Origin of the sequence: Corynebacterium sp. KPL2825 (assembly GCF_037908445.1) — a bacterium.
GTDB classification, from domain to species: Bacteria; Actinomycetota; Actinomycetes; order Mycobacteriales; family Mycobacteriaceae; genus Corynebacterium; species Corynebacterium kefirresidentii.
Window position 1 is genome coordinate 1 of sequence record NZ_JBBMGI010000004.1, and the last position, 13,405, is coordinate 13,405.

Annotated in this window: 13 protein-coding genes, 1 pseudogene and 1 riboswitch; of the genes and pseudogenes, 3 read left to right on the forward strand and 11 right to left on the reverse strand. The window is 65.7% G+C overall.

From position 1 onward, the window contains the following. Positions 1 to 371: 371 nt before the first annotated feature. A pseudogene (locus tag WMQ00_RS03980) lies at positions 372 to 685 on the reverse strand (DMT family transporter). An 8-nt stretch (positions 686 to 693) separates the two neighbouring features. Beyond that, a riboswitch (guanidine-III (ykkC-III) riboswitch) is annotated at positions 694 to 759 on the reverse strand. Between the two features lie 31 nt (positions 760 to 790). Between WMQ00_RS03980 and WMQ00_RS03985 the strand changes: the two are divergent. Together WMQ00_RS03985 and WMQ00_RS03990 are read left to right on the forward strand one after the other, a co-directional pair. After that, positions 791 to 1,639 (forward strand): NAD(P)-dependent oxidoreductase, encoded by an 849-nt coding sequence (locus WMQ00_RS03985; RefSeq protein ID WP_034655712.1) that lies wholly within the window; start codon positions 791 to 793, stop codon positions 1,637 to 1,639. 116 nt (positions 1,640 to 1,755) lie between these two features. Continuing rightward, positions 1,756 to 2,829, forward strand: coding sequence for an HNH endonuclease signature motif containing protein (locus WMQ00_RS03990; protein WP_340440684.1), 1,074 nt, complete (start codon positions 1,756 to 1,758; stop codon positions 2,827 to 2,829). A 99-nt stretch (positions 2,830 to 2,928) separates the two neighbouring features. On the opposite strand, the gene WMQ00_RS03995 is transcribed toward WMQ00_RS03990, so the two are convergent. From WMQ00_RS03995 to WMQ00_RS04035, 9 genes are all read right to left on the reverse strand, one after another. Next, a complete protein-coding gene (locus WMQ00_RS03995; protein WP_200288313.1) occupies positions 2,929 to 4,308 on the reverse strand; it encodes a protoporphyrinogen oxidase in 1,380 nt (459 codons plus the stop codon). Continuing rightward, complete coding sequence (hemE, locus tag WMQ00_RS04000) at positions 4,309 to 5,343, reverse strand: uroporphyrinogen decarboxylase (protein ID WP_239208697.1); 1,035 nt, start codon at positions 5,341 to 5,343, stop codon at positions 4,309 to 4,311. A gap of 37 nt (positions 5,344 to 5,380) precedes the next feature. Then, on the reverse strand, positions 5,381 to 5,872 hold the full coding sequence (locus tag WMQ00_RS04005) for a tellurium resistance protein TerC (protein ID WP_239208699.1): 492 nt from the start codon (positions 5,870 to 5,872) through the stop codon (positions 5,381 to 5,383). Next, positions 5,869 to 6,552 (reverse strand): hypothetical protein, encoded by a 684-nt coding sequence (locus tag WMQ00_RS04010; RefSeq protein WP_239208701.1) that lies wholly within the window; start codon positions 6,550 to 6,552, stop codon positions 5,869 to 5,871. Before WMQ00_RS04010 ends, WMQ00_RS04005 begins: the two co-directional genes overlap by 4 nt. A 9-nt stretch (positions 6,553 to 6,561) precedes the next feature. Then, on the reverse strand, positions 6,562 to 7,545 hold the full coding sequence (hemB, locus tag WMQ00_RS04015) for a porphobilinogen synthase (protein WP_200288314.1): 984 nt from the start codon (positions 7,543 to 7,545) through the stop codon (positions 6,562 to 6,564). Between the two features lie 28 nt (positions 7,546 to 7,573). Further along, the gene (locus WMQ00_RS04020; RefSeq protein WP_232212573.1) at positions 7,574 to 9,250 is read right to left on the reverse strand and encodes a bifunctional uroporphyrinogen-III C-methyltransferase/uroporphyrinogen-III synthase; all 1,677 of its coding nucleotides are present in this window, start codon (positions 9,248 to 9,250) and stop codon (positions 7,574 to 7,576) included. A gap of 208 nt (positions 9,251 to 9,458) precedes the next feature. Next, a complete protein-coding gene (gene hemC, locus WMQ00_RS04025; RefSeq protein WP_023020479.1) occupies positions 9,459 to 10,346 on the reverse strand; it encodes a hydroxymethylbilane synthase in 888 nt (295 codons plus the stop codon). Then, positions 10,347 to 11,681, reverse strand: a complete 1,335-nt coding sequence (locus tag WMQ00_RS04030; protein WP_239204747.1) for a glutamyl-tRNA reductase — start codon at positions 11,679 to 11,681, stop codon at positions 10,347 to 10,349. A 73-nt stretch (positions 11,682 to 11,754) separates the two neighbouring features. Next, positions 11,755 to 11,997 (reverse strand): glutaredoxin family protein, encoded by a 243-nt coding sequence (locus tag WMQ00_RS04035; RefSeq protein ID WP_023020477.1) that lies wholly within the window; start codon positions 11,995 to 11,997, stop codon positions 11,755 to 11,757. Positions 11,998 to 12,085: 88 nt separating this feature from the next. On the opposite strand from WMQ00_RS04035, the gene WMQ00_RS04040 reads away from it, so the two are divergent. Beyond that, the gene (locus WMQ00_RS04040; protein WP_340440685.1) at positions 12,086 to 13,123 is read left to right on the forward strand and encodes an HAD family hydrolase; all 1,038 of its coding nucleotides are present in this window, start codon (positions 12,086 to 12,088) and stop codon (positions 13,121 to 13,123) included. Between the two features lie 86 nt (positions 13,124 to 13,209). On the opposite strand, the gene WMQ00_RS04045 is transcribed toward WMQ00_RS04040, so the two are convergent. After that, on the reverse strand, positions 13,210 to 13,311 hold the full coding sequence (locus WMQ00_RS04045) for a 30S ribosomal protein bS22 (protein WP_003855542.1): 102 nt from the start codon (positions 13,309 to 13,311) through the stop codon (positions 13,210 to 13,212). Positions 13,312 to 13,405: the final 94 nt, after the last annotated feature.

Sequence of the window (13,405 nt, forward strand, 5' to 3'; positions counted from 1 at the left end):
CCTCCCCACCCTCTCACCCCTCGCGACCTGCCGCAGGAAGACACGGCGCCTCCTTCGCCGCCGGCCGCGGAACCTTCGCCGTCAACCGCGGCGCCCGCGCCTGCGCCTAAGCCTGCGCCGGCCCCTCGCCCAGAACCGGGCCTGGCTCCCGCTCCGGCGCCGAGGCCCGCGCCGGCGCCCGCACCGCGACCGGCAGCGCCACGCCCTCCCGCGCGGGATAAGAGCGGACTGCCGAACCTCAACATTCCGCCGCATGAGGTCCGCGGGCGCATCGAGGACGCGGTGCCTGATATGCCGGCAGTGCCCGCCGTGCCTGCGCCCGCCCCACCGCCTGCGCCGCCGCTGCCTCCCGCGCCGCGGATTCCGGGTCTCTAACTCACCGCTTTCAGCCCCACGATGCCGCCGATGATCATGGAGAGGAAAAACACCTTCCACACCGTGGCGACCTCGTGCCCGGCCGCGAAGGAATAGATAACCGCCCCGACGCGCCAACACCCGCCCACACCGCATAGGCCGTGCCTACCGGGATGCTGCGCATCGCCCACGCCAGCCCGCCCATGGAAATCGCGCAGGCCACGAGGAAAACAAGCGAGGGCCACAAACGCGTAAAACCTGCGGATTTATCCAATGCCGCCGCCCACACGGCCTCGAATGCGCCGGAGAAAATCAAGATGAACCACGCCATAACTGCTTCCTGGCCGTCTTGTCGCGTTGCCGGGTACGGCTCCCCCGTCCGGGGCTCGCGCAAGACGCGGCGAACCTGCACCCAATGATGGCACACTGGGAAACCATGAGGATTGCATTTCTTGGAACTGGCCGCATGGGAACCGAACTAGCCCGCCGCCTGCTCAATGAGCAAGACGGCATCGAATTGACCGTCTGGAACCGCACCGCCGAGCGTGCCCAGCCGCTGGTGGAGGAAGGCGCCGAGCTTGCCGCCTCGCCCACCGAGGCCCTAGTGAACGCCGAGGTCATCATCACCTCGCTCTTCGGGCCTGACGATGTCCGCGAGGTCGTCGTCGAGCCGCAGCTCATCCCCGCCGGCGTGACCTGGATCGATACCACCACCGTCTCGCCCAACGATGCCCGCGAATTCGCCGCCGCCGTGGAAACCTACGTCCACGCCCCGGTCGTCGGCACGCTCGGCCCGGCCCGCGAGGGCAAGCTCGGCGTCTATGTGGGCACGCCTGACGACGCCCGCCGCGAACAAGCCATGTCCCTCGCCGAGTCCTGGGCGGGAGAAGACAAGCTCATCGGGGTGGAGGCGGCGGCCACGGCGGCCATCGGAAAGCTGCTGGCGAACCTCGCGCTCGCCGTCACCGCCGAGGGCCTGCTCGAAGCCCTGCAACTCGGCGAGTCCGAGGGCTTGGACTCCGAGGTGGTGCTGCAGATGCTCGACATCACCGGCTTGTCTTTCATCGCGAATATGAAAGCTCCGTTTATCACCGGCGAGCGCAATACCGACCCGGGCGATTTCACCGTCGACGCCCTGGCTAAGGACGCGAAGCTCATGGAGATGACCTCCACCAAGCCGCTGCCCGCCCTGACTGCCGCCATCGGCCGCTTCGAGGAAATGCAGGCGATGGGCCACGGCAATCAGGACTTCTCCTCCATCTTCGTCTTCCGCAATAAGGGCTAGTTATCCACAGGCCCGCAGCGAGTGCGGGCCGAAATTCGCCCTTCCGGCCCTAGTTATCCACAGATTCGCGCGCTCGCCCTCGCACGGATTGCGCGCGGTGGCTTAGGCTGCGGGGCATGACAGCTCTTCAGACCTATCTCGCGGCCTTGGCGCCCGGCATCGATATCGTTGCCGGGTGCGCTGGCATGTCTGAAGACCAGCTGTGCGCCGCCGGCGCGCCCAATAAAACGGCCCGCACCTTGCTCACGCTTGCCGACGCCCTCTTTGCCCCCACCTCCTTTACCCGCCTCCAACGCCAGGCGGTTAACGCCGCGCGCGACCGCGCCCACCCACTGCCCACGCTGGAGGTAATCGAGCGCTACGCTTCCCGCGCCAAGACCAAGCGCGATGCCTGGCGCCTGCGCGTGGAGTTGTGTCGCACCGCCGCCGATACCGATGAAATGGAAAAGCTAGCGCGTAAAAAGCTGCGCGAACTCAATCCCCCGACCCCGCCACGCCCCGGCGTGCGCATCCGCCGTCGCAAGGACGCGCCGTGGACCCTCGCTATTACCGGGCCTTCCTCGCTCATCGCGGACTTGGAATCCAGCCTGGACGAGGACGCGCCTCTCGATTCCGTTGCGGAGCTCTTCTCCCCTTCCGGCGCCGCCCCAGCCACCCGTCCAACCATTACGACGAATGCAATTATCACGCTCGACGAACTCGACCGCATCATCGATGGCGACGGCGAGGAAATCACCATCCAGCTCACCAACGGTGCCCGCCTCACCGGCGCGGAACTTGTCTCGCGCACGCTGGCAGAGCGCGGGCTTATCACCCTCGTCCATCCCTACGAAGGTGCGGTCAACCTCTACCGGACGGAACGCATGGCCAGCGAAAAGCAGCGGCTCATGGCTGCCGCCGAAAACCCTGTGTGCCCGTGGCCCGCGTGCAACTACCCGGCGGATAAATGCCAGGTGCATCACCTGCAAGCGTGGCGACACGGCGGCGAGACCAACATGTCAAACCTCGCCACCTGCTGCCCGTACCACAATGGTGCCAATGACGATGACCCGAATGCCCCGCCTGTCCGCGGGCGACTCGTTCGCCGCCGAGGTCGCGTGGTATGGCAACCGCCATGGGCCGATACCGCCGCATCGCCGTCCAGCCCGAACGAGCCAGTGCAACCGACCCCGCCGGATCCACCGCACTAGCACTCATGCCGCTAGGCAGCAGGATGCCCTGCTGCCACTTTGGCATGCCCGCACCACGCCACAGCGTATGACCCGGAATGCACGAATCGTGCGGCACCGCTAGCCGACGATGCGCGCGGCGGCGGCGCGGGCATCCGCAATGACGTTGGGCACTCCAACGCCGCCGGCCCAGGCGCCGGTGACATCGACTCCCGGCGTCGCCGCGAGGGTACCGCGTGCGCCGGCCACAGTTTCGAGGTGCCCGGCGTCGTAGCGCGGCAGGCCGCCGAACCAACGCTGGGTGAAGATCTCCGCGACACCCGCGGCGCGGCCGTCGAAGCCGGTGAGTCGCTGGAGGTCATCGAGGGCATAGTCGACAAGGTCGTCTTCTTCGGCGCGGACGATGGCGTCGTCGCCAAAGCGGCCGAAGGAGGCACGTACGAGGGCACCGCCACGCTCAGCCAAGTGCGGCCACTTGCGGGAGGAAAGTGTAAAGGCCTTGGCGTGCACATCGTCTTGGTCGGTGGCCACGAGAATGCCGGAATTCTGCGGCAAAGCGTTTCCCGAAGGGTCTGTATCGGACTCGAATTTCAACCCCACGACGGCCGACGCTGCCAACTTCACTCCCTTCAGCCGTCCCGCCGCTTGCGGGGCGACCTTGCTAAGAAGGCGCGCCGCGGTCGGAGCCGGGGTAGCTACCAGCACGCGATCAAACGGCGCCGCATCGGCCGGTGCTCCGGCCAGGCGGAATTGCTCGCCCTCGCGAGTGATGCCGGAGATAAAAGTATCGAGGTAGATCTTGGCGCGGGATTGCTCGGCCAGTGCCTCATAAAGCTGCGCGTAGCCGCCGCGAAAAGTCTGGAAGACGGGGCCGCCGCTGCGGGGCGCGGCCGCGCGGGCCTCCTCCAGCGTGCGGACCGCGGCCGAGAGAGTCACTGGGCCGCGCTCGGACAGCGCGTCGAGGGTCTCCGCCAGCGCCGGGATGGTCGCGCGCAAACCCAGATCATCGGCCGAACAGGAGTACACGCCGCCGAGGAGGGCGGAGATAACGTGGTCGACGAGGTCGTCGCCAAACTGCTGGCGCACCAGCTTGCCTGCGGAAACGTCGCTGCCCGCCGTCCACTCGAAGGGCTCCTCATTGTCGATGCGGCGCGCGGTCTCGGCCGAGACCAAATGCGCGACCGGCTCCGAGTGCGAAGGAATGCCCATCATTCCGCCGCGCGGCAACGGCTTGAGCTCGCCGGAGTACACCAGCGAGTGCAGACCGGAGGGCTCGACCAAGCTATCGCCGAGACCGAGGGATTCGATAAATTCCACGGCATCGCGCCGGCGGGCGAGGAAGGCCTCGGCGCCCATGTCGGTCGGGCCGTCGTTAAACGGCACAGAGTACAGCTTGCCACCGATCCGGCCGGCGGCCTCGAAAACCTCGACGTCGTGGTCGCGCAGCTCGTAAGCGGCCGTCAAGCCCGCCAGGCCGGCACCGATAATCGCAATACGCATTTAGCCCTCCTCGTGGATGATGGAAACGGCGCGGGTGATTGCTTCCGCGTCAGTAGTTGGCAGGACCCCGTGGCCGAGGTTCCAGATGTGGCCGTCAATATCGCCGCGCTCGCGCGCCCGATCGACCTCGCCGCGGATGGTGCGTACGGCCTGGCGCACGGCGTCGTCGCCGGCAAAAAGCATGGCCGGGTCAAGGTTGCCCTGCAGCACGCGGGCGCTCACGCGCTCGGCCGCGGCATCCATGGGCACGCGATAGTCGACGCCCATGACCTCCGACCCCGCCTCCGACATTGCTGGCAAGAGCTCGCCGGTGCCGACGCCGAAGTGGATGCGCGGAATATCTACGCCGGCCAGGATTTCTCGCGAATACGGCAAAACGAATTCGCGGTAGTCGCGCTCGTTGAGGTAGCCCGCCCAGGAATCGAAAAGCTGCATGGCGTCGATGCCGGCGTCGACCTGCACCTGCAGGAAGCGGGTGATGGTAGGCACCAGGCGGCGCATGAGCAGATGCCAGGTCTCCGGCTCGGCGTGCATGAGGGCCTTGGTGCGCTCGTGGTTCTTAGACGGCCCGCCCTCAATGAGGTAGCTAGCCAGCGTGAACGGCGCACCAACGAAGCCGATAAGCGCTTGGGTTTCGGTGAGCTCGGTCAGGATGCGGGCGATGCCTTCGGTGACCTCGGGGACATCGGCCTCTAGCAGCGGCAGCTTGCCGACGTCCTCCCTACTCCGCACCGCCTGCTCCATCACCGGCCCGCGACCCGGCACGATGTCGACCTTGACGCCGGCGGCTTTGAGCGGGACGACGATATCGGAAAATAAAATGGCAGCATCAACGTCATGGCGGCGCACCGGCTGCAGGGTAATTTCTGCTAGCAGTTCTGGCATGAAGCAGGAATCGAGCATGCTAATCCCCTCGCGGGCGGCGCGGTATTCCGGCAGCGAACGGCCAGCCTGGCGCATGAACCAGACTGGGGGTCGGGAGGGGGTGCGGCCGAGGGCGGCGTCGATAAGCGGGGCACGATTAAGTCGAGACATGCCCCAATTATGAATCAAAAGTTGGAGTGGGGGCTAATTAGCCACGCAAGCTGCGGTCCTTAATAAAGCGGTTGGACTGCGGCTGGAAAAGCAGCGCGAGGGCGATGATCAAGGAAATGGGGATAATCAGCAGGCTAAGCCCGCCAATGCCAAGCGCCAGGGCGGCGATATTATTAAAGAGCGCGATGGCGATGACAATGGTGATGATGCGGCGCGCCCACTTGGACCCGCTGGCCAGCTGCGCGGCAAAGAGCGCCAGCACGACGGCGCCGACGGTATTGGTCACCGCAACAAATAGGCGATTTGAATGGAGATACTCCGCGACCTGCGGGTTCTGGGGCTCTACCTGCGGCCCGCCCGAGCCGAAGATGCCCACCAGGCCGCTGACCAGCATGAGCACGGCGCTGACGACGAGCACCCAATAGGCCCAGCGCAGCGGCCGCGGCCAGGCGTCGAGGTTCTGGCTGGCGGAGGTATTTCTGGCCGCGCGGTTATAGTCCCGGGGTCCGGGCCGCTCGGTATTGCTCATCGCTTGTCCTCCCGGTCAGTGCGCTTGCTACGCTGGTCATCCTTGGCACGCTTGCGTTCTTGCTCGGCGCGCTTCTTCTCGCGCTGCGCTTGTTCGAGTTCCTTTTCCAGCTCGCGCATCTGCTCGAGCTCGCCGGTGTAATCCAAGGTATCGACCCGCACGGAGAAAATCAGGCCGAGCACCGCCGCGACGCCGACCAGGATCTGCACCATGCCATCGGCAGCAAAGAGCCAATCGGGCACATCAGCGCCGGCCGGGGTAACCATGAAGGTCAGCAGGATGCGGAAGCCAAAATACAGCGAGAAAGCGAACCACACGCGCCGCGAGGTACCGGCCCGCTTGCCGCGACGCGCCAAGGACCGCAGCAGGAAGGCCAGCAGCACGATAATCGCCAAGGAAATGGCTGCCGAAAGGGCGACGGAGGCGTAGGCGGCGGTGCGGAGGAAGGCGTCGGAAAGCTGGGCTTCATCGACGCCGGCCGGTGCGGACTTGGCCATCTCCTTGGCCTGCGACATGAGTACGTCGTGGTTGAGCAGCGTCAGCACCACGTTGAGCACCTGGTGCACGGCCTCGCCGCACAGCGCGCCCATCCACAGCCACAGCATGTACGCCACGGATTCCGGGCGTTGCGTGCGCGGCGAGCGCGGAGCAGGGGCGGACGACGGGGGCGTAACAGTCACAGGGATCCTTTACTTGAGCAGGCGGGCGGCTTCGGTAGCGAAGTAGGTGAGAATCTGGTCGGCACCGGCGCGCTTGAACGCGGTCAGGGACTCGAGCATGATGGCCTCGCCGTCAATCCACCCATTGGCGGCCGCGGCCTTGACCATCGCGTACTCGCCGGAGACCTGGTAGACCGCAACCGGCACGGGAGAAGTCTCCGCCACGGCCGAAAGCACATCCAAGTAAGGCAGGCCGGGCTTGACCATGACGAAGTCCGCGCCTTCTTCGATGTCGAGCTCGACCTCGAGCAGGGATTCGCGGAAATTGCGCGGATCCTGCTGGTAGGTGCGGCGGTCGCCCTCGAGGGAGGAACCGACGGCGTCGCGGAACGGTCCGAAGAAGGCGGAGGCGTACTTGGCGGAATAGGCCATGATGGCCACATCCTCGTGGCCGGCCTCGTCGAGGTCGGCGCGGATGGCGGCCACCTGGCCGTCCATCATGCCGGACGGGGAGACGATGTGGGCGCCGGCGCGGGCCTGGGAGCGGGCCATGTCTTGGTAGAGCTTGACGGATTCGTCGTTAAGCACGCGGCCCTTGTCATCCAGCACGCCGCAGTGGCCGTGGGAGGTGAATTCGTCGAGGCAGGTATCGGCCATCACGATGAGGTCATCGCCGAATTCCTCGCGCAGGCAGGAAATGCCGCGGTTCAAAATGCCCTGCGGGTCCCACGCGACGGAGCCGGTATCATCCTTGTCTTCCTCGAGCGGAACGCCGAAAAGATCGACGCAGGTCACGCCGGCTTCTAGCGCCTCTTCGGTCGCGCGGCGCAGGGAATCAAAAGTGTGCTGGTAAACGCCCGGCATGGAGGGAATCTCGCGCGGGGCGTCGAGACCGTCCACGATGAACATGGGCAAAATCAGGTCCGAGGGGCGGACCTGGGTTTCGGCCACAAGGTTGCGCATCGCGGGGGTGGTGCGCAGGCGGCGTGGGCGGCGGGCTGGGAAGGTGCTCATTGGGTACTCCTTAGAGCGAGACTAAAACTTATGCCTTGTCGACCTTAGTAGCCTTCTTGCGCGAGCGGCGCTTCTTCCTCGGCGCGGGAAGGTTTCCGGCGGCGCGGAGGGCGGCGACGTGGTCTGCGAGGGCGTCGACAAGCGCGGGTACGTCCGCGACCTCGGGCACGACATCGACGCGCAGGCCCATCTCTTCCGCGGCCGCTCTTGCCGACGGCCCGATACACGCAATGATCGTCCGCTGGTGCGGTTTGCCCGCAATGCCCACCAGGTTGCGCACGGTGGACCCAGAGGTGAAGGCGACCGCGTCGAAGCCGCCGGTCTTGATCATGTCGCGGATCTCGGCCGAAGGCGGGGCGGCGCGGACGGTGCGGTAGGCCACGACGTCATCGACTTCCCAGTCGAGGGCCTTGAGCCCATCCACGAGGGTATCGGCCGCGATATCGGCGCGCGGGAGCAGGACGCGGCCGACGGCGTCGATATCTTCCACGAAGTTGGGGAAGACATCGAGCAAGCCCTCGGCGTTCTGCTTTTTCTTGTGCGGTAAAAGCTCCGGGACCATGCCCTTGGCGCGGATGGCGGCCGCCGTCTTGGTGCCCACGGCCGCGAGGTGGACGCCGGCGAAATCACGGGCGTCGAGGCCGAGCTGGGCGATCTTATCCCACACCGCGCTCACGGCGTTGACGGAGGTAAAGACGATCCACTTATAGCGACCCTCAACGATTCCCTTAATGGCGCGGTCCATCTGTGCCGGATTGCGCGGCGGCTCGATGGAGATGGTGGGCACGTTTTGGGGAATGGCTCCGTAGCCGGCCAGGCGCGCGGACATCGGGCCAGCCTGTTCCTTAGTGCGCGGCACGAGCACGCGCCAGCCGTAGAGGGGACGGTTTTCCCACCAGGAGTATTTGGTGCGGTCGTCGATGCTGCGGCCGAGGGTGACCACGAGCGGGCCGACAAGGTCAGCGTCGAGCTTGCCCATGGTGCCCAGAGTGGTCTCGTAGGTGCGCTGCAGGCGGGTGGTGCCGTGCACGGTGACAAAAGCCTCGGTCTCGGCCGGCATGCCGCGTTGTTGTAGCTCTTCGGAGATGACCGGCAGGTCCTCCTTCGTGGCCTGCAGAACGATGGGCTGCGTGGCGTTGGCCAATGCGTCCCAATCGGCACCGTTGGTGACATCGGCCTCGGTATAAGTCGAGCCGAGTGCAATGCCAGCAAAGGACGGCACGGTCGACGGCAGGGACATGCCCGGCACGACCTGGAATTCCAGGCCTGCGGAGGCCACGGCATTGATTTCGGCCTTGATGGACTCGCGGTGCAGCGGGTTGCCGGTCACTAGGCGGATGACATCTTCGCCGTCGGCCTCAACCAAGCACTCACGCAGCTGGCCGACGATATCCTCTCCCGGTTCATACAACACCGCGGCCGTTGGCGGCGCGGGGCGGGGCGGCTTGCGGCGCGCGCCCTTAGCCTTGGCATCGGCGCACATTTGGGCGTATTCGGCCTCGGCGGCATCGAGAAGCTCTTGCGGTACGGGCAGGGCGGCTGCGACGGCATCGCGCACCCCCTGCATGACCTCTGGATCGGTCACGGCGATGGCACTATTTGCCAGAACCTCGCGGGCGCGGACGGTCAGCAGGTCGGGATTACCTGGACCAGCGCCCACAAAGACGATCTTGCCCAATTGGGTGTCTGGCGCGGCATTGCTCATAAAGTTCTTTTCTAAATTCGGGCGCGCGGCACCGCGCACGGACATGATCGCATGCGGTGTGGTTCCCCGCGCCGGCGGTGGGTGACACGGTCATAACGGCCAAAATCCCAGGCCTTAAGTCCTGGGATGCCCTTAAAGGGGGCCGGATCATTGCGGGACAATGATTTGTGGTATCTACACCTTAAATTATTAGCGCCTAAAGGCGAAATTACTTGCCCAGCAGCTCGGCCGCACCACCGGCGAAAAGCTCGTCCGAAACGCGCGCGCCGAGCTCGGCGGCTTCGGCCGCAGGCCCAGAGGCGGTGGCAGTAAGCTGACGCGAACCATCGAGCGCAAAGACGCCACCGCGCACGGTGAGCTGGTCGCCGTCCCAGCGCGAGGTGGCAGCCACCGGCGCGGTACAGCCGGCCTCAAGGCGGGCCAGCACGGCGCGCTCACCGGCCGCGGCGGCCGAGGCGCGGTCATCGACGATGGCATCGAGGGCCGCGGCAGCCTCGGTTCCGGCCACAGCCTCGATGGCGAGGGCGCCCTGGGCCGGCGCCGGCATGAAGACGGAGGGCTCGAAGATTTCGGTGGCGCGGTCCGCGTAGCCGCCGCGCAGCAGGCCGGCATAGGCCAGCAAGACGGCGTCGAGCTCGCCGTCGGTGACCTTGGACATGCGGGTATCGATATTGCCGCGCAGCGGGCGAATCTCCAGGTCGGGGCGGATGGCGGCCAGCTGGGAGATGCGGCGCGGGGCGGAGGTACCCACGCGCGCGCCCTGCGGCAGCTGCGCCAGGCTCAGGCCATCGCGGGCGACGAGCGCCTCGCGGGAATCCTGGCGCTGCGGCACCACGAGGCGGAAGCGATCATCGGGCGCGGTGGGCAGGTCCTTAAAAGAGTGGACGGCGATATCGCACTCGCCGGCATAGAGGGCCTCGCGCAGCGCTTGGGTAAATACGCCGACGCCGATACGCTCGACCGGTGCCATATTGACGTCGCCGGCGGTGGTGACGATGTGGAGCTGGGAGTCAAAGCCGGCGTCGATAAGCCAATCGCGGACGTGGCCCGCCTGGGTGGTGGCAAGCTTGGAGCCGCGGGTACCAATCTGAAACATTTAGGCCTCCTTAGTCATGGTGGGCAATTCATTAACGGCCACGGACACTCCGGAGCCTTCCAGTTGCAGGCCAAAAAGTTCCTGCAGGGCATTCTCGCTGCTGACACTGCTTTCCGACGCCGCCAGTTTCTTCGCCCGCACCGTTGGTTCATGCAGCAGCTTATCGGCCACGCGCTTGAGGGCGCGCTGGACGTCCTCAAGTTGCTTGCCCGAGATTTCGGGGTGCTTATGTTGCAGGCGTGCGGCCTCGCATTCCACGAGGTCGGCCGCGCGGCGGTGCAGGGCGCTCACGGCCGGGACGACATCGCGTACGCGCTGCGCAGAGGTATAGGCTGCCAGCTCTTCGTCGACGATGCGCCGGGCCTGCGCGTGCGGGCTAGTGCCGGCCGCGACGTCGGTATCGGCGGCCGAGAGCGACTTGCTCAGGCGCTCGATATTGACCAGATCCACGCCCTCGGCCGCAGCGGCGGCATCGTCGATATCGCGCGGCAGGGAGAGATCGATGAGCATGAGCTCGCGGCCGGCGGGAATGTCGGTGGCCTCGATGGTGAAATTATCGGCGCCGGTGGCGGAGATGGCCAGGTCGACGTCGGAAAGCGCGGCGGCACGTTGGGAAAAGTCCACGACGCGGGCGGCAACGCCCGCCTCCTCGGCGTGGCTGGCCAGGCGCTCGGCGCGCTCACGAGTGCGGTTGGCCAGCACCAGCTCCTTGACCCCCAGCCGGCCGGCGTGGGTGGCGGCGAGCGATGCCATAGCGCCCGCGCCGAGGACCAACGCGGTCTTGCCGGCCAAGTCCTCAGCGTCTAGGCGCTGCAGGGCTTGGTCGAAGGCGAAGGACACCATGGAGGAGCCTGCCTCATCGATGTCGGTCTCGGAGTGCACGCGCTTGCCCGCCCGTAGTGCCGACTGCGCCAGCGCGTGGATGCGCGGTCCGGCCGTGCCCTGTTCGGAGGCGGCCTGGTAGGCGCTGCGCACCTGGCCGATGATCTGCTGCTCTCCTACCACCATGGAATCCAGCCCAGAGGTCACCGACATCAGGTGCTCGGCCGCGGCGTCGGCATAGCGCACGTAGAGGTAGCTGCGCAGCTCCTCCTCGCTCACGCCCGATACTTGGGTGATCACGCGCACGACTTCCTGCACGCCGGCGTGGAAGGAGTTGGTGACGGTGTAGATCTCCATGCGGTTGCAGGTGGAGATGATCATCGCCTCTGAAAGTGAGTCGGCCGCCACCAGTTTCCCGCAGGCGGAATCCTGGACCGCACTATCCATGCTCAGCTTCTCCAGCAGCGCCACTGGCGCCGACTGGTGGGACATGCCCACGACGAGCACGCTCATGCACAACACTCCTCAACCATTTGATTGATTTTAATCCTCCAAAAGAATACCCGCCGGTGGCATGGATCCCGAATTATCTGCTTAGTTCGGCCGCGAGCTCGGCGTTGTCTACTTCCCAGCAGGCGAACTCTTCGCCGTCGATGACCACGACGGGTACGCGATCACCGAACTCCATGGCCAGCTCCGCATCCTCATCCACGTTACGCACGGCAAGCTCCGCACCTGCCTGCGTGACAACGGGGGTAATCTGCTCCCTCACGCGCGCACAAGAACCGCAGGTGGTGCGCACCATGAGCTCGACGAGATACTGAGACATATTCTCCTCACAGGGACGGCGGCGGTCGAAACCATTACTATGGACACGTTAGTCCACCCCGCGTTTGCGAAAGCTGTTTGTCTGACTCGTGTCCGCTACCACTCCCCCAGGGTTCCCCGAAACTCCCCGCGAATTCTTGGCCAACTGGACCGCCTCGCGCGGCAATCTGCGTAATTTTTTAGAAAACCAGGCGCTCGCCCCGCTGGACGAGGAATCCCAGCGCACCGCCGGCGAAGCCGCGGCCGCGGCGGCATTGGAAGAATTCGGGCTGGATCTAGAGGATTTTGCCTCCGGTGTGGATTCGGTAACCGGCTCTTATGACGCGGCGGGCGCGCAGCGTATTACCGCCCAGGACCCAGACGTACCGGTAGATGTGGGCGCGGCGGCGTTTTTCGACGTCGACAATACCCTCATCCAAGGCTCCTCCCTCGTGGAATTCGCCTTCGGGTTGGCCCGCAAGCGCTACTTCCGACTATCGGAAATCGTGCCGATTGCATGGAAACAGCTTAAGTTCCGCGTTTCCGGCAGCGAAAATGCCAGGGACGTCGCCGCCGGCCGTGCGCAGGCGCTGGAGTTTGTCAAAGGCCGCAGCGTCGACGAGCTGGTCGAGCTATGTGAGGAGATCGTGGACGCCTCGCTCGCACGCCGCGCGTACCCCGGCACCACCCAATTAGCAGAAATGCACTTAGCCGCCGGCCAGCAGGTGTGGTTGGTCACGGCCACCCCGGTGCAGCTAGCGCAGGTGCTCGCGCGGCGATTCGGGTTTACGGGAGCGCTCGGCACCGTCGCGGAGGTCAAGGATGGCAAGTTCACCGGCCGGCTGGTCGGCGATATCCTGCACGGCCCCGGCAAAAAGCACGCCGTAGCCGCGCTCGCGACCATCGAGGGCTTGGACCTTTCGCGCTGCACCGCGTATTCGGATTCCGCCAACGACGTGCCCATGCTGTCCATGGTCGGTACCGCCGTGGCCATTAACCCAGACCGTAAGCTGCGCACCATCGCCAGCGAGCACGGCTGGCTGGTGCGCGACTATCGATCCGTGCGTCGCGCTATCCGCACCTATGGCCTGCCGGCCCTGGCCACCGCTGCCTTTTCCTATGGCGGCTGGCGCTACTACCGGCGGTAGCGAGGGCGGTAGCGGGCGCTGGGGGGACATCGGCAAGCATGCAAAAACCCTCCGCACAATGGCGGAGGGCCAGAAGCGGGCTGGGTTTACTTGCCCAGCTTACGGCGCTGCACGCGGGTGCGGCGCAGCATCTTGCGGTGCTTCTTCTTGGACATGCGCTTGCGGCGCTTCTTAATGACGGAACCCATAGAGTCCTCACTTTCAAATAGTACGTACTGTCAAACTTGTCAGCGCTAAAACGGCGAAGGTGCACTCTTGCCGCCGTGGCCACACGGACCGCGG